The sequence below is a fragment of the Devosia sp. UYZn731 genome (genome assembly GCF_040546795.1).
Classification (GTDB): Bacteria; Pseudomonadota; Alphaproteobacteria; order Rhizobiales; family Devosiaceae; genus Devosia.
In genome coordinates, this window is the sequence record NZ_JBEPOL010000006.1 from 98,557 (window position 1) to 113,025 (window position 14,469).

14 protein-coding genes are annotated in these 14,469 nt (G+C 63.3%); 8 read left to right on the forward strand and 6 right to left on the reverse strand.

The genetic code is table 11. The annotated features are described in order from the left end of the window. Positions 1-31: 31 nt before the first annotated feature. From ABIB57_RS15720 to ABIB57_RS15735, 4 genes are read right to left on the reverse strand one after another with little or no spacing between them, the layout of a single operon-like run. The gene (locus ABIB57_RS15720) at positions 32-1,009 is read right to left on the reverse strand and encodes an FAD:protein FMN transferase (RefSeq protein WP_354042051.1); all 978 of its coding nucleotides are present in this window, start codon (positions 1,007-1,009) and stop codon (positions 32-34) included. 49 nt (positions 1,010-1,058) lie between these two features. Continuing rightward, positions 1,059-2,426, reverse strand: a complete 1,368-nt coding sequence (locus ABIB57_RS15725; protein ID WP_354042052.1) for an ankyrin repeat domain-containing protein — start codon at positions 2,424-2,426, stop codon at positions 1,059-1,061. A gap of 53 nt (positions 2,427-2,479) precedes the next feature. Next, positions 2,480-4,663 (reverse strand): PepSY domain-containing protein, encoded by a 2,184-nt coding sequence (locus ABIB57_RS15730; RefSeq protein ID WP_354042053.1) that lies wholly within the window; start codon positions 4,661-4,663, stop codon positions 2,480-2,482. Between the two features lie 18 nt (positions 4,664-4,681). Beyond that, positions 4,682-5,155: a DUF2271 domain-containing protein gene (locus ABIB57_RS15735; protein ID WP_354042054.1), complete on the reverse strand. Its 474-nt coding sequence runs from the start codon at positions 5,153-5,155 to the stop codon at positions 4,682-4,684. Positions 5,156-5,511: 356 nt separating this feature from the next. On the opposite strand from ABIB57_RS15735, the gene ABIB57_RS15740 reads away from it, so the two are divergent. Beyond that, positions 5,512-5,631 carry a DUF6596 domain-containing protein gene (locus ABIB57_RS15740; RefSeq protein ID WP_354042055.1) on the forward strand — a complete coding sequence of 40 codons (120 nt, stop codon included), beginning with the start codon at positions 5,512-5,514 and terminating at the stop codon, positions 5,629-5,631. A gap of 46 nt (positions 5,632-5,677) precedes the next feature. Here the strand turns inward: ABIB57_RS15740 and ABIB57_RS15745 are convergent, their stop codons facing one another. After that, positions 5,678-6,439 (reverse strand): GntR family transcriptional regulator, encoded by a 762-nt coding sequence (locus ABIB57_RS15745; RefSeq protein WP_354042056.1) that lies wholly within the window; start codon positions 6,437-6,439, stop codon positions 5,678-5,680. A gap of 231 nt (positions 6,440-6,670) precedes the next feature. Between ABIB57_RS15745 and ABIB57_RS15750 the strand changes: the two genes are divergently transcribed. The 7 genes from ABIB57_RS15750 to ABIB57_RS15780 all read left to right on the forward strand — a co-directional run bounded on the left by ABIB57_RS15750 (position 6,671) and on the right by ABIB57_RS15780 (position 13,341). Then, on the forward strand, positions 6,671-7,795 hold the full coding sequence (locus tag ABIB57_RS15750) for an ABC transporter ATP-binding protein (RefSeq protein ID WP_354042057.1): 1,125 nt from the start codon (positions 6,671-6,673) through the stop codon (positions 7,793-7,795). After that, the gene (locus tag ABIB57_RS15755) at positions 7,792-8,829 is read left to right on the forward strand and encodes an extracellular solute-binding protein (RefSeq protein ID WP_354042058.1); all 1,038 of its coding nucleotides are present in this window, start codon (positions 7,792-7,794) and stop codon (positions 8,827-8,829) included. The genes ABIB57_RS15750 and ABIB57_RS15755 overlap by 4 nt, the downstream gene beginning before the upstream one ends. Before the next feature lie 6 nt (positions 8,830-8,835). Then, entirely contained in the window at positions 8,836-9,663 is an 828-nt protein-coding gene (locus ABIB57_RS15760; protein WP_354042059.1) for an ABC transporter permease, read from the forward strand. Further along, a complete protein-coding gene (locus tag ABIB57_RS15765; RefSeq protein ID WP_354042060.1) occupies positions 9,656-10,480 on the forward strand; it encodes an ABC transporter permease in 825 nt (274 codons plus the stop codon). Before ABIB57_RS15760 ends, ABIB57_RS15765 begins: the two co-directional genes overlap by 8 nt. A 45-nt stretch (positions 10,481-10,525) precedes the next feature. After that, positions 10,526-11,932, forward strand: a complete 1,407-nt coding sequence (locus ABIB57_RS15770) for a M24 family metallopeptidase (RefSeq protein WP_354042061.1) — start codon at positions 10,526-10,528, stop codon at positions 11,930-11,932. After that, positions 11,932-12,603 (forward strand): flavin reductase family protein, encoded by a 672-nt coding sequence (locus tag ABIB57_RS15775; protein ID WP_354042062.1) that lies wholly within the window; start codon positions 11,932-11,934, stop codon positions 12,601-12,603. The genes ABIB57_RS15770 and ABIB57_RS15775 overlap by 1 nt, the downstream gene beginning before the upstream one ends. 252 nt (positions 12,604-12,855) lie before the next feature. Continuing rightward, positions 12,856-13,341 (forward strand): amino acid--tRNA ligase-related protein, encoded by a 486-nt coding sequence (locus ABIB57_RS15780; protein WP_354042430.1) that lies wholly within the window; start codon positions 12,856-12,858, stop codon positions 13,339-13,341. 104 nt (positions 13,342-13,445) lie between these two features. Here the strand turns inward: ABIB57_RS15780 and ABIB57_RS15785 are convergent, their stop codons facing one another. Beyond that, complete coding sequence (locus tag ABIB57_RS15785) at positions 13,446-14,387, reverse strand: serine hydrolase domain-containing protein (protein WP_354042063.1); 942 nt, start codon at positions 14,385-14,387, stop codon at positions 13,446-13,448. Positions 14,388-14,469: the final 82 nt, after the last annotated feature.

Consider the following 14,469-nt stretch of genomic DNA (forward strand, 5'->3'; position numbering starts at 1 on the left):
GTCGGGTTGCCCAACGCACCTGAAATTGGCGTTATCCGAAGAACCGATCGAACCGGCCGGTCATCTTTTCCGCAAGTCCGCCCTCATCGCGGATCAGAAAGAGGGCATCAAGCTTAAGGTGTTGGGCCATTGCGGGGCCCTTGTCGGCGCCAAGCACCAGCAGGGCGGTGGCTAGCGCGTCGGCGCGGGCGCAATCGGGGTCGGCCACCGTGACCGAGGCCACCGTGCTGGTCGTCGGGCGGCCGGTCCGGGGGTCGATGGTGTGGGAATAGCGCTGGCCCGCAACATCGAAATAGCGGCGATAATCTCCGGACGTAGCCATCGCGGTCGTGGGCAGGGCCAAGATATGGTGGACGCCTGTTGCTCCCGGCTTGGGCTGGCTGATCCCGACGCGCCATGGCGTGCCGTCCGGCCTGGTGCCCTTGGCCCGTAGTTCGCCATCAATTTCGATCATGTAGGCGGCGATGCCATGCCGCTCGAGCACCGTGGCAATCGCATCGACGCCGAAACCCTTGGCGATGCCGGACAGGTCCAGATAGACGGGCCCGGTTTTGCGCAGCGCCGGCGGATCGAGCCGGACCGCGATGCTGCGGAAGCTTGGCAGATCGGTCGGCGGCGCCAGGACGTCGACCGGCGCGGTGTCGGGACCGAAACCCCAATGGTTGACGGCGCTGCCGACGCACATGTCGAACGCGCCATCGGTCAGCGCGCTGATCTCCAGGCCGAGGGCAACGACGCTGGCGAGATCGGGCGAGACGGCGAACCAGTCGCCGGGCTCACTGGCGTTGAAGAGGCTGAGATCGGATTGCGGTTTCCAGGTCGACATCTGCGCGTCGACGGCGGCGACAGCGGCGTGTGCTTCGGTTTGGATCGCGGCGAGTTCCGGGCCGGTAGTCGCAACGAGCTTGACGTTGTAGCGCGTGCCCATGGTGTCGCCGCCAAACGTCTGCAGTCGCTGCGCGGCGACTGGCGGTCGTGTTGATCCAAAAAGCCCTCGCCAGAAACTCATGCACTATCCTTGGAGAAACGAGGCGACCCGGGGGTCGCCTCGCTTGGGTTTACTTCAGCAGGTCGGCGGCGTTGGTGCCGGCAAGGGCCTCGTTGTCCGCCACGTAATCGGCCGCCGTATCACCGAAATCGTCGGCAAGCGACGTGTCGGCCTTGTTGGCGAGCAGGAACTCGATTGCGGCGGTGTCCTTGGCCTTGGAGGCGGCATGCAGCAGGGCGCTCAGCTTTTCGCCGTCGACGGCATTCACGTCGACACCCGCGTCGACGAGGTACTTGAGCACGTCGACGCTCTGGTTCGAACCAGCGGCAGCGATCAGCGTGGTGGCGCCATCGGCATTGACGGCCTTGAGATCGCCACCGGCGGCAACCAGTGTTTCGAGCACGGGCAGCGTGTCCTCTTCACGAGCGGCGGCAACGATGACGGCGGTATTGCCACCGGCATCCGCAACCTTGGCATCGGCGCCGGCGGCGATCAGCGCCTTGATGGCGTCGAGGCTGTTGCTTTCGGCGGCGTGGATCAGCGCGGTCTTGCCTTCGGCATCAGCTGCGTTGACGTCGACGCCCTGGGCCACGAGGTACTCGATCACGTCGGGCTTGTTCATGGTGGCGGCGATATTGAGGGCATTGCGGCCCTTGGCATCGACAGCCTTCACGTCCACGCCCTTGCCGACGACGTATTCGAGCACTTCAAGCGTATTGCGCTCTGAGGCGATCAGGGCGGCGTTGCGGCCATCCTTGGCAACGGCGTCGACTGCGGCGCCCTTGGCTTCGAAGAACTTCAACACGTCGAGGTTCGGGTTGCGGAACGATGCATTGAGCACGCCGTTCCAGCCGCGATTGTCGACCAGCGGCGGATCGACGCCGAGACCGACGACATATTCGACGACGTTGAGGTTGGGATTGCGTTCGGCGGCGGTCAGCGCGGCATTGGCCTCGTTGTTGTTGAGCGCCTGCAGGTCGAGGCCCTTGGAGATCAACAGGTCGACCAGCTCGGTGCTCTTGGTGGCGCGGGCGGTGTAGGTCAGCAGCGTGTTGCCTGACTCGTCCTTGACGCTGAGGTCGGGATTATAGGCGAAGAACGCGTTGGCGGTTTCAAGCGAGCCGCTGCCCAGTGCATAGAACAGGGGCACGCGCGCGTCGTGGCCAACGAAGTTCACATTGGCGCCGGCATCGACCAGGGTCTTGATGATATCGGCGCCGACGCCCTGGCGCGCGGCCATGTGCAGGGGCGTATAGGCATCGGGATCAACTTGGTTGACGTCGGCGCCGGCCCCGATTGCCGCGGTGACGTCGGCGAGCGTCGCGGTCTTCCACCATTCGGCATCGACCAGCACGTTGTCGGCGGCAAAAGCGACCACGCTGGTCATCAGGCCGGCGCTCAGCACGACGGCGCCGAGCAGGGTCTTGAGGTTCGTCATGGGATTATCCCCCTTGGTTGCGGCCCGCCCTCTGCGGTGCCGTAGAAAACTGGTCAGTAGATATCTTCGAGGTAGCGGCGCTGACGGCGCAGCGTGGCGACGTCGCTACCGAGACTCGACAGGATGGTTTCGAATTCCGCGCGCACCCCGGCCGCCATGGCGCTGCTGCCGCACACCATGATGGTGGCGCCGGCATGCAGCCGCTCTAGCAGGCCCGCGGCGTTGGCGCGGATGCGGTCCTGCACGTAAGCGGGGCTGGCGCCGCGCGAGAACGCCGCGTCGAAGCGGGCCAATCGGCCCGTCTCCAGCATGTGCCGTGTCGTGGTTTCGTAGAGAAAATCGGAGTCCGGCCGGCGCCCACCCCAGTAGAGTTCGATGGGCCTGGTGCCGCGTTCGCTGCGGATCATGCCGATGAATGGCGCTATGCCGGTTCCGGCGCCCACCATGACGACAGGGCTTTGGCGGCGCGGCAGATGGAATTCGGGATTGGTGCGTACATACGCGTCGATCTGCGCGCCAACCGACAGGCCATAGAGGAACCCCGAGCACAGACCGGCTTGCATATGGCGCACGCAAATTTCGACGCAGCCATCAGTGGCGTTCGACGCGAGGGAGTAATACCGCGCGACCTGCGTGCCGGGCGCGATGACGCCGATCAGATCTCCTGCCACGTGCTGGGGGACAGCATCGCTCTCGGCCTTGAAGCGCAGAATTGCCGTGGGCGCGCCGACGCTGGCGCCGTACTCGATGCGCTCGACCAGCGTCAGCGGCTGAGTGGCTGGCCGTGGCGGAACGTAGCTCAGCGCCAGCGGCATATTCAGCGCTATACCGAGCTCCTGGCCCCACTGCGCGAAGGCGTGCGCCGATCCACGATCGACCTGCGCCGGTGGCAACAGGCGCTGGGCGCCACGCGCGGCCAGCGCCGCATCGGCATCGAGCGAAAAGCGGCAATAATGTTCGAACGACTTGTCGCCAAAACCCAGCACGGCGAAAGCCGGTAGGTGCCCGCCAAACGACGACAGTTTTGGCATGAACCGATTGGCCAATTTGGGCGCGTGACCATCCCCATAGGTGCCGGTCAGCACCAGCAGCCCCTGCGCCTGGGGATAAGCGGAACGCAAATCGTTAAGCGCGGCAAGGTGGACGCGGCGTCCCGCAGCAGTCAGCTTTTCATGCAGGTGGCGCGCAAAACCCCAGGTAGTTCCAGTCTCCGAGCCAACCAGCACGACCATATCGGCGCTCGTCGCGGCGGCATTGCCGGCCACGCGGGCGCCGCCCTGGCGCAGGCGTGTCAGCCAGATGGTGAAGCCGCTCACCGCAAAGATCGGCACGCTCAACGCCGTCAGGCCGAGGATGAGGCCCCAGAGCCAGGCGCCCTCGCCGGTATGCAGCAGGGTTACCCATTCCAGTCCCACGGTTGCGGGATGGTATGGTTGGGCGTCCAGCGTCTCGCCGCTAAACTGGTCGATGAAGACGAAGCCCGCACTGGTCTTGAGCGCATAGACATCGAACCAGTCGCCGGGGATCGGATAGGTCACCTCGCGCAGGTCGGACAATGCGATCTGCTGCAAGCCAGCCAGATTGCTCGCCGGCACGGGATCGAGTTCCTCAAGGCTTTCCGGATAGCGTGGCGGGGTCTCGTTACCGCTCGGAATGATGAGGAATGTCACCAGCGTCAGGTAGAGCCCGGTGAGCGCGGTCAGCAGCAGCGGCACCATGGCAATACGGCCGGCGGTCGCGTGCAGCTTTTCCATCGGCTTGCCACGGACCGGACCGAAAACGGCGCGGATACCGCCGAAGCGCTTGATCAACAGGGTTGCGCCGGAAACGCAGAGCAGCGTCATCAGCCCGGCCCCAATGCCCGCCACCAGACGCCCGGCATTGCCAAGCCGCAGCGAACGGTGCAGGTCTTTTACGAATTCAAAGAAGGCGCTGTCCTGCTGCGGCCCCAGTACGGTCCCGGTACTCACATCGACATAGTCGTGCAGCACGGTGCCGTCTTGGCGGTGCGTGAGCACGAAGGCGCCCGCCGAGGTGCGTTGCAGCTTTTCGATTTCCTCGAAGTTCGGGGTCAACGCCGCCAGCGCCTGGGCGACGCTGAGGTCACCGGCCGGTCGCGCGTAGGGGCCTAGTGCATCCACGGCCGGAACCAGCGACATGATGGCGCCGGTCAGCGCCAGCAGGGCCACCAGCAGCATGCCGCCAATGCCGAACAGGGAATGCAGCCAGCGCCACATGGCGCGCGTCCGCCCCGCTTATTCCCAGCCGGCACGCATGACGCGGACGTAGCCGGTGCCGTCGATACGAGCGCCGTTGTTGTCGTCCTTGAGTTCGAACAGCGCGTCTTCCTCGTGCGCGGCACCCGCCTCTACCGCCGATTCGACACGGATCGCGTAGCCGGCGTTGAACCACTCGTCATTGAGATCGAGTTTGAGGGCGACGCGGTCGCCACCACCGGCACTGGCGCCCGTTATGGCATCCAGTTCCTGCGGCGCGCGCGACAGGTAACGCCACCAGCGGGGGAGATAGGAATGATATTTGGGGTCCTTGCCCGAGACCCAGAGCGTGGTCTGGTAGCGGCCCTCGGCATTGACCAGATAAACCGCCAGATAAGCCTCGTGGCCATCATAATTGACCATCTGGATTTGCGCCGTCACGTCCTTGGCCGCAGCCGCCGGGGCGAACGACAGCGTGGCCACAAGCGCCATCGCGCCAAGGGTCTTGTTCATATCGATCTATCTCTGGATCGCGCGGCGGAGCCCACGCGAATAAGCCCCTCATAGATAATATGATTTCTATAATCAAGTTATTTTCGGTTAGGAGGCGTGAACTGCGTCAGCCGTCTCATGCGGGCCGCGGTCGTATCCTGGCATTCAGCGCTCAGGCCATTGGTTCGGCCTTTTTGGTTGCGCCGGCCACCATGAAGGCACGGTTGTCGCGGGCCAAAAATAAGATTCGTGGCGCCAGGATTCCCTCTGCGCGTTCCCGACCGGGCTGAGATGCGCGAGCGCCTGGGGGCGGTGCTTGAGGCGATCTACGGCGCTTATGGGGAGGTTAGAGCGATCCAGCGGGGACTGGCGCCAGTGTGCGCAACCGGGCCGGAGAGGCGATCTGGCTCGGCCTGCTCGCGCTGGTGCTCTATTCACACGCGCGGCTTGCTGCCCGCCGCGATGCCGCAGGTGAATTCGTCTCGCTGGCCGATTGAGCCAGCCGCCGAAAGCGGACGTGGGTCCGCGCTGCTGGCGCCGACTTCATTTGGCTGAGAACGTCTCCAGCACCGACACAAAGGTGTGGCGATCGCCCTGTGATTGGGTGAGGCGGACGCGGCTTTCGATGTCGGCAAGATGCTCGTTCATCAGGGTCTGGGCGAGTTTGACGTCGCGCTTGCGGATGGCGGCGACGATGTCGTGGTGATGATCGGCGCCCCAGTCGGCGCGCTTTTCCTCTTCATACAACACCATCACCAGCGATAGGCGCGCCGTAACATTGTTGAACAGGTCGGTCAGCACGTCATTGCCGCCCAGCCGGGCGAGTTCGTTGTGAAAGCGGCCCGAAAGGCCATGGCCGGCGGCCGACCCGTCGACGTCATAGAGGCGCTTTTCCTCTTCGTTGAGCGCCTCCAACTGGTCCAGGTCAGCCTCGGTCGCGCGCTCGACCACGCGCTCGATGGTTGCTTGCTCCAAGGTGCGACGCGCCTCGAACAATTGCGTGGCCTCCTCGATGGAGGGCTCGGCGACAAAAGTGCCGCGGTTGCGCTTGCGCTCCAGCAGGTGATCCCGCTGCAAGATGCCCAGCGCGCCACGCACCACGGTGCGGCTGACGCCGAAATGCTCGGCGATGGCGTCTTCCAGGATTTTCGTGCCCGGCTTGAGGGCGCCATTGCCGATGGCCGCCGCCAAGGTCGAACAGATGCGGTCCGTCACGTCATCGCCACCCTCGATGGGCTCGGCGTCGGCTTCAATGGCCTTGGCAAGGGGCCGTGTTCGAGAAGATGAGAGTGCTCGCCTGGCCATGGAAATTCCTGTGGTGACTGCCTAGCGTTATTGCACACTGATGCCTCTTTGTGCACCAATTACTGCGTTTTATTATACGAATGCAGTTGCGCAGATACTTGCGAATTAATAGGCGAAAAAGATAAAACCGGATGAAAATCAGATATTTAGTGAGATTTTTACCTCCAGATTTTTGAATTGGCACAGTGATTGCATTGTCGTTGGCAACCGAAACGCAACGCAAGAACCCCAATGGCAACCCAATCCGGCGCTCTTCTGGTTGACGGCCTGACCCATTCCTACGGTGGCGAACTCGCGATCGAGGACGTTTCCTTCGACATCGCTCCCGGCGAGATCGTCGCACTGCTCGGGCCCAGCGGCTGTGGCAAGTCGACGGTGTTGCGCGCCATCGCCGGCTTGATCCAGCCGGCACAGGGCCAGATCCAATTGGCCGGCAAGAGCCTGCGCGGGGTGCCGGCCCGCGAGCGCGGCATCGGCATGGTGTTCCAGAATTATGCGCTGTTTCCCCATCTGACTGTCGAGGAAAATGTCGCCTATCCGCTGGCCTGCCAGCATGTGCCCAAGGCCGAACGCAAGGAGCGCGTGCGCGAACTGCTGGCGCTGATCCAGCTCGATGGGTTCGGCAGGCGCCTGCCGCGCGAGCTGTCCGGTGGACAGCAACAGCGCGTCGCCGTGGCCCGAGCCCTTGCCGCGAGCCCAGCGCTATTGCTGCTCGACGAGCCATTCGGCGCCCTCGATCGTGCTTTGCGTTTCGATCTGCAGGTGGAAATGCTGCGGCTGCAGAAATCGGTGGGCATCACCACCCTGATCGTGACCCATGACCAGGAGGAGGCCCAGAGCCTGGCCAGCCGCCTGGTGCTGATGAACAAGGGGCATGTCGAACAGATCGATACGCCTTCGGCGGTCTATGACCGCCCCAAGACCCTGTTTGTGAACAGCTTCATTGGCCAGGCCAATCGGCTGAAAGCCAGCGTTGTCGAAACCGGGCAGGGCGGCTCCAGCCTCAAGCTCGATGCGACCGGATCCGACATCACACTACCCCGGCGGCTGGACTACGCACTCGGCGTGCCGGTGGTTTTGACCTGCCGGCCCGAGCAGGTTGCCATCCATGCCGCGGCCACTCCAGCAAGCCTGCCGGCGCGCCTCGTCGTCTCCGTGCCGCTCGGTCCGACCATGGTGCACGACCTCGAACTGGCCGACGGAACCCAGATGCGCGCCAGCCAGATGCGTGCCGGCGCTGCCTTCACGCCCAGCCCCGGCGACGAGGTCCATGTCAGCATCGATCCCGATCACTGCCACGTCTTTCCCGTCCACTCCCTCTCTCCGTCTGAACTCAACAAAGGTGCAAAGCTATGACTGACTTTCGCTTGAATAGACGTATGTTCGGCCTCCTGGCCGCCGGTGCTGCCGCCTCCAGCTTGCTTCCATCCATGGCGCGCGCCAGTGGCGGCCTCGTCGCGGCGACTTTTCCCGGCTCCTGGGAAGACGCATACCGCTCGGTGCTGACGCCGCTGGTCAAGGCCGCCGGCTATGACCTGACGGTTGCCCCGGCCTTGTCGCAGGACCAGTTGACCAAGGTTATGGCCAGCCCCGGCGCGCCGGCCTTCGACACACTGTTGATTTCGCCCGGCCAGATGGCGACCGCCATCGAGCATGACCTGATCGTCAAGATCGACCCGACCCGGCTCAAGAACTGGTCCAAGCTCGCTCCGGCCTTCCAGGGCGAATACGGCCCCACCGTAACCGTGCAGATCGACGGCATCGTCTACAATCCCGACCTCGTTCCCAAGCCAAAGGGCTATCGCGACCTGTTCGAAAACCCGGCCTATGCGGGCCTCGTGTCCTGGACGGGCTTTGATTCCAACACAGCCGTCATGGCCTATACCCAGATCGCCAAGATCTTCGGCACCGGCCCCGAGGACATGGACGCCGTGTTCAAGCTGTTCAAGGACAGTGCCGACCTGCGGGCCGGGGTGACCGACACCACCAACCACCAGATGGCGCTGTATCAGCAGGGCGAAATCGCCGTGTTCATGGGCTCGACCAATAACGTGGCCCATCTCAAGTCGCTGGGCCTCAATGCCGATTTCGTGCAGCCCGAGACCGGCTCGCCGGCTTCGCCGGTCAATATCCACCTGACCAAGGGCTCGGCCAATGTCGATGCCGCCTATGCTTATATGGACGCTGCCCTGGATGCCGGCGCCCAGGCGACGTTCCAGTCCCCGCCGACCGAAATGTTCCCCACCAATGCCGACGTGGAACTGACCCCGAACATTTCCTCGGTCCTCACCCGCGACCAGGTTGCAGGTCTGGCCTATCCCGATTGGGTCAGCATCAACAAGTATCGCGATGAGTGGACAAGCACCTTTATCGCCCTGATCGCGTCGTGACCTGAAATGAGATCGAGCGGTTTCCCATATCTGCTGCCGATGCTGCTGTTGTCGGTCGTGTTTTTTGCGACGCCGCTCGGTCTTCTGCTCGCCTTCAGTTTCGCCGGGCCGACCGGCGTTACCCCCGATAATTACGCCGAGTTCTTCGGCGATCCGTTCAACTTCCGCGTACTGAGCAACACCATGCGGCTGGGCTTCGAGACGGTGCTCGGCACGACCTTGCTGGGTATTCCGATTGGCCTGTTCTATTGGCACAGCGGCCCGCGCATGCGGCAGGTGGTGGTGTTCCTGTCACTGATCCCCATGCTCACCAGCAATGTGGTGCGCACCTTTGCCTGGATCGTCATCCTCAGTCGCCAGGGGCCGATCAGCCAGGCCCTGCTTGGGCTAGGCCTGAGCGGGACGCCGACCAGTCTCTTGTCCACCGAGCTCGGCCTGTTGCTGGCCATGTGCCAGATCGACCTGCCGCTGATCATCCTGCCGCTGGTCGCCATCCTGGCCCGCACCAGCCGGCAACTGCCCGAGGCGGCGGAGGTTGCCGGCGCCGGCCCTTGGCGCGTCCTGCTGACGGTGCTGCTGCCGATGATGTTGCCCGGCTTGCTGGCCGGCTGGATACTGGTCTTCGCCAGCACCAGCGCCTCCTATGTCACCCAGGCGGTGATCGGTGGGGCCCGCAATGTCTATGTGCCGCAGCTCATTACGCGGCAGGTCGGCATCCTGTTCAACTGGCCGCTGGCCTCGGCCATCGCCATGGTTCTGCTGCTCTCGACTGGTGTCCTGCTGATGGCGCTGGCGCTGATTTCCCGCCACCGGAGGCTCGTCGGTCATGCGTGATCTTGTTCGCCGCCGTCTGCCCGTATGGCTTTATTGGGCCTTCGTCTATGGCCTGGGCGGACTGGCGCTGATCTATCTGGTCGGGCCCATCGTCATCGCGCTGCTGATGTCCTTCACCGATGGGCAGACGCTGAAATTCCCGCCGCAGGGCTTTTCGCTGCGCTGGTATGCGGCGCTGCTCGATCCCGTCGTTTCCGGCACCGAGCATATCGCGGCGTTCAACTCGCTCAAGATCGCCGTTCTGGCCGTGGTCGGGACCCTGCTGTTCGCGGTTCCCGCCAGTATCGGCATTTCGCGCATCAAGGGGCGTTCGGCCAACGCGGTCGAGCCACTGCTGCTGGCGCCGCTGGTGCTGCCCAGCCTGGTCTACGGCCTGGCGGCGCTGATCGTGGCTAATTTCATCGGCATCAGGCCATCGCTGTGGCTGACCGTCGCCGGCCACATCGTGGTGTTTGGTCCGCTCATGTACCGCGCAACGGCCGTCGTGGCGCAGGGCCTAGATCCCTCGCTGGAGGAAGCCTCGACCACCATGGGCGCATCGGGCCTCACCACGCTGCGGCGGGTAATCCTGCCGCTGCTGGTGCCGGGCATTCTGGCCGGCGCCTTCCTCGTCTTCATCGAGTCGCTCGATAACGTCTCGATCTCGCTGTTTCTCGCAGATCCGCAAACCACCGTGCTGCCGCTGCGCATGTTCGCGCTGATCGAGCAATCCCTCGATCCACGCGTCGCCGCAATGTCCGGCATCCTGATCGCCGTCACCTTTGTCGGCGTCCTCATCGGCAACCGGCTGTTCGGGCCGTCCCGCTCCAAAAACTAATCCAGATCGTCAGCCCAAGGCGACGCAACACAGAAAGACTATCCCGTGAATATCCCCCACATCGCACCGCTGGCGGCCCAACTCGCAGACTTTCAGCCCGATTTCGATTTCGTGGCGCCACTGCCGCTGCCCGAAGCCGAATTCGCCGAGCGACTGCGCCGCATTCGTCGCGAAGCCGTACTCGCCGGGCATGACGCTGTCGTGGTCCATACCGACATGGTCGGTTGGTTCCACACGTCGAACGCCTACCTGCGCTACATCTGCGACTGGATGCGCGAAGGCGTGCTGATCATTCCCACCGATAGCGACAAGGGGCTGATCCTTCTGTCCTTCTTCACCCAATCGGTGATCCTGCCGCCCGGTGGCGAGCCGATGCTGATCGACCAGCTCTGGCAAATCGGCGCCATCGGCCGCGAATATGCCGACCGGCCGGGCTCCTCGACGGCGAAGACTGCGGAGGCCTGCGCCAAGATGCTCGGCGAACTAGGCCTCGGCACCGGCCAGATCGGCCGGCTGGGCGACCGCACCAGCAGCGAGTTCTACGGCTATCTGAGCGGGCTGATGCCCAAGGCGAAGTTCGTCGTGGACAATGCCATCGTCGACCGCATGCAGAAAATCCGCTCGCCGCGCGAAATCGAGATGTTCCGTGCCGCAGCGCAACTGATTTCGATTGGCACGCAGGCCGCCTATCATGTCGCCCGGCCTGGCGTGACCGATGCCGAAATCTATGCTGCCTTTACCTGGGCGCAACTGGCGCGCGGTGGCGAGACTGGCGATGGCTACCAGATCGGCATCAACGAATATGGCACCCATTGCGGCAAGCCCTATGGCCACGTGGTGCGGCCCGGCGACCTCATCAATCTCTACATCTCCAATGTCACCTATCGCGGCTATACGGCCCAGACCGCCCGCATGATTGCTGTCGGCGAGATCACCAAACACCAGGAAGACGTGCTTGCCGCCTGCACCGATGGCGTCAAGCGCGCCGAAAAGCTGATCAAGCCGGGCGTGCTGATCAGCGACGTCAATAACGCGGCCTTCGGGCCCTATATCGAGCGCGGCTTTCTCACCGCTCCCGACGCCCGAACCATGCCCTATAACTGGGCCGCAGCAGATGATGGCGGGCCCCGGCTCATCCAGTCCCAATACGTCAAGGACATTGACTGGGAGGCCCAGGGTCGCACGCTCAACCACGTCTATCCTGCAACCTCCGGCCCGCATAATCCGAACCTGGGCCACTCCGTCGGTATGGCCGGATCGCAGAACAGCTTCAACGTCTCCTCGCACAATTACGACCGGCTCGAAGAAGGCATGATCTTCGTGCTGCACACGCAATGGCTCGAACCGCTATCGGCTGGCTGCAATATCGGCGATTGCTATCTGGTCACTGCCGACGGCTTCGAGAATCTCAGCCGCCATACGCCGCTCGAAACCCACCGGATCGCGGTCTGATGGGCGAGATCAAGGACCACACCCATTTCGACTTTGGCACCCTCACCGAGCGCGAAAAATACAAGCTGCTGATCGGCACGGTCATTCCGCGCCCCATCGCGCTCGTCACCACGGTCGACCGCAATGGCCGGCCCAATGCCGGGCCGTTCAGCTTTTTCAACGTGCTGACGCACGATCCGGCCATCGTGGCGATCGGCGTCGAGAACTATGCCGACATGCGGTTCAAGGACACCGCCCGCAACATCCGCGAAACCGGCGAATTCACCGTCCATATCTGCGATGACGCCATGGTCGAGGAAATGGAAATCTGCGCCATCAAATTCGGGCAGGAGGTCAACGAGCTCGAGCAGGCGGGCCTGCACACTGTGCCCGGCACCATGGTCAGGAGCCCGCGCATCCTCGAGGCCCCAGCCGCCCTCGAATGCCGGCGCTACATGACGCTGGAACTGGGTCCGGCGCGTGAGATCATCCTTGGCCAGGTCGTCGGCGTCCACGTCCGCAGCGACGCGGTCAACCCCGGCAACCTGCACATCGACCAACTCAAAATGGACGCCATCGGCCGCCTCGGCGGCCACACTTACACCCGCACCAGGGACCAGTTCGACAAGGTTACGCAGTCACCCGCGCAATGGGACGAGAGGGTTGGCGTGGTGACGTCCGAAAAGGTGTAGGCTCAGAAGCCGACGCTCCGATCCAGCCTACGTAACCACTAGTTTAGAGCGGCAAAGAAGGATTCACTCGTCTACTACGCCGTGTAGGGAGCCGAAAGGTTCTACCCAGCGACCCGATTAGTTCAGCGCAATCAACTGCATATTGCAAATGCTATCACCTGTTCTGCGCGATCTAAGACCATCGGCGCTGTCGCCGCTTTCCACGGTGCTGCGATAAAGAGGCATTTTGGCGTCAACATCACGCTGCCCAGCCTGCCATTTCCAAAGGTCGCCTTTGAGGAGGCGCGGGACATACTTCGTAAGCCGGGCCACGTACCCGCCAAGCCTGACGATCTAGATGCAGAAGGCGAGCGTATTCTTGCCGAGTATGTGGCAGCGGAAACGGGGCACGAATTCCTGTTCATCACCGATTGCCCGGCAAGCAGTCGAGCGTTCTATCATATGCGCCAGGTTGCCCGTCCCGACCTGACGAAGGGCTTTGATCTTCTGTGGCGTGGGATGGAAATCACGACCGGTGCCCAGAGGGAACATCGCTATGAACGTTTAGTGGAACAGGCCACCGGGCGCGGACTGAAGCTTGATACGCTTTCCGACTACCTTGAGTTCTTTAGATTTGGCTGTCCGCCACACGGGGGGTTGGGCGTGGGACTAGCCCGCATCTTGATGCGATTGCTAAACACCGCCAGTATAAGAGAGGTGACTCTGCTCAGCCGCACGCCGAAGCGGCTGCGTCCCTGATTTGCGGCAACGGACGTATAGGACCGACGGCGCGCCTGGGCGCGCTGTCCAAGAGCCTCATTGCAGGCGCCCGTGTCGTTACGGCTCCATGTGGCTGAGCGTCATTAGCCACCGATCCACTCCTCCAGCACCGCTTCGATCAGGGCAGTCAGTTCTCCCATGGATGCGCCGCTCGACATCGCAGCGATAGCTATGCCGGTGGATGGGCTGCGGACCGCCTTGGCGGCGGAGCCAGTCCACTCGCCGCCATGGATGAAGAGCGATTGTCCATTGCGCCGGCGGAGCCCCAAGCCCCACCCGTAGTCAACCAGGTCGCCGCTGATCAGTTTGCCCGGGGCCGTGACAAGATCGGCGATGCCGAGCGTGTCGCGGTTCTGATGGTGTAGCCATTTCGAAAACGCCCCGGCCGTTGCCCAGACCCCGCCATCGCCCATCGTGAGCGGCTGGCTCGGCCCCATCAGAGAAGCCTGAGGAAAATTGCTGATAGCATGCTCCACAAATCCTATGTCATCCAAACCAAGCGGTTCAAATAGGCGAGTTGTGGCGAAACGCGGGAAGGCGCACCCGGCCGCTCGCGCGATTACGTGCGCCAGTATGACATAGCCGAGATTGGAATAGAGATAGGCTGTGCCGGGCGCGGAGACGAGCTCGGGGAGGCGCTGCAGGGCTGCCAGAACGAGTGCATCCGTCCAGTCACCCTCGGCAGGCTCGACTTGCCCCGCGGCCGGCAGGCCTGCGGTATGATGGGCCAGATGACGTGCCGTGATGTCGCCAGCCCATTCCGGCATGTCCGGAAGGTAGTGAGCGACAGGCAAGTCTGGATCAAGCCGGCCCTCGCGTACCAAGACCGCAGCGGCCGCACCCGTGACCTGTTTTGCGAGGCTTGCTGCATAGAAGCGATCAGTGATGCGGACCAATCTCCCGTCTGGCCACCTCCCCCGTGAGACCTCATCAACCTTGCCAGCGCCATTGCACACAGCGATCGCCAGCGGCACCTCGGAAGCCAAAGCGCTCTGATCAACAAGTCGGGCGAGTTCGTCCACCATCTGACCTGTTTAGCATACGGTGGTGCTCGAACGGCCGGTTTCGGGACTTCTCCATTTATTTTCGAACGGCGGCAATGGGGTC

Coding starts and splice junctions, on each gene's coding strand:
- ABIB57_RS15720 (WP_354042051.1), bottom strand. CDS start 1,009: ATGAGTTTCTGGCGAGGGCTTTTTGGATCAACACGACCGCCAGTCGCC.
- ABIB57_RS15725 (WP_354042052.1), bottom strand. CDS start 2,426: ATGACGAACCTCAAGACCCTGCTCGGCGCCGTCGTGCTGAGCGCCGGC.
- ABIB57_RS15730 (WP_354042053.1), bottom strand. CDS start 4,663: ATGTGGCGCTGGCTGCATTCCCTGTTCGGCATTGGCGGCATGCTGCTG.
- ABIB57_RS15735 (WP_354042054.1), bottom strand. CDS start 5,155: ATGAACAAGACCCTTGGCGCGATGGCGCTTGTGGCCACGCTGTCGTTC.
- ABIB57_RS15745 (WP_354042056.1), bottom strand. CDS start 6,439: ATGGCCAGGCGAGCACTCTCATCTTCTCGAACACGGCCCCTTGCCAAG.
- ABIB57_RS15750 (WP_354042057.1), top strand. CDS start 6,671: ATGGCAACCCAATCCGGCGCTCTTCTGGTTGACGGCCTGACCCATTCC.
- ABIB57_RS15755 (WP_354042058.1), top strand. CDS start 7,792: ATGACTGACTTTCGCTTGAATAGACGTATGTTCGGCCTCCTGGCCGCC.
- ABIB57_RS15760 (WP_354042059.1), top strand. CDS start 8,836: ATGAGATCGAGCGGTTTCCCATATCTGCTGCCGATGCTGCTGTTGTCG.
- ABIB57_RS15765 (WP_354042060.1), top strand. CDS start 9,656: ATGCGTGATCTTGTTCGCCGCCGTCTGCCCGTATGGCTTTATTGGGCC.
- ABIB57_RS15775 (WP_354042062.1), top strand. CDS start 11,932: ATGGGCGAGATCAAGGACCACACCCATTTCGACTTTGGCACCCTCACC.
- ABIB57_RS15785 (WP_354042063.1), bottom strand. CDS start 14,387: ATGGTGGACGAACTCGCCCGACTTGTTGATCAGAGCGCTTTGGCTTCC.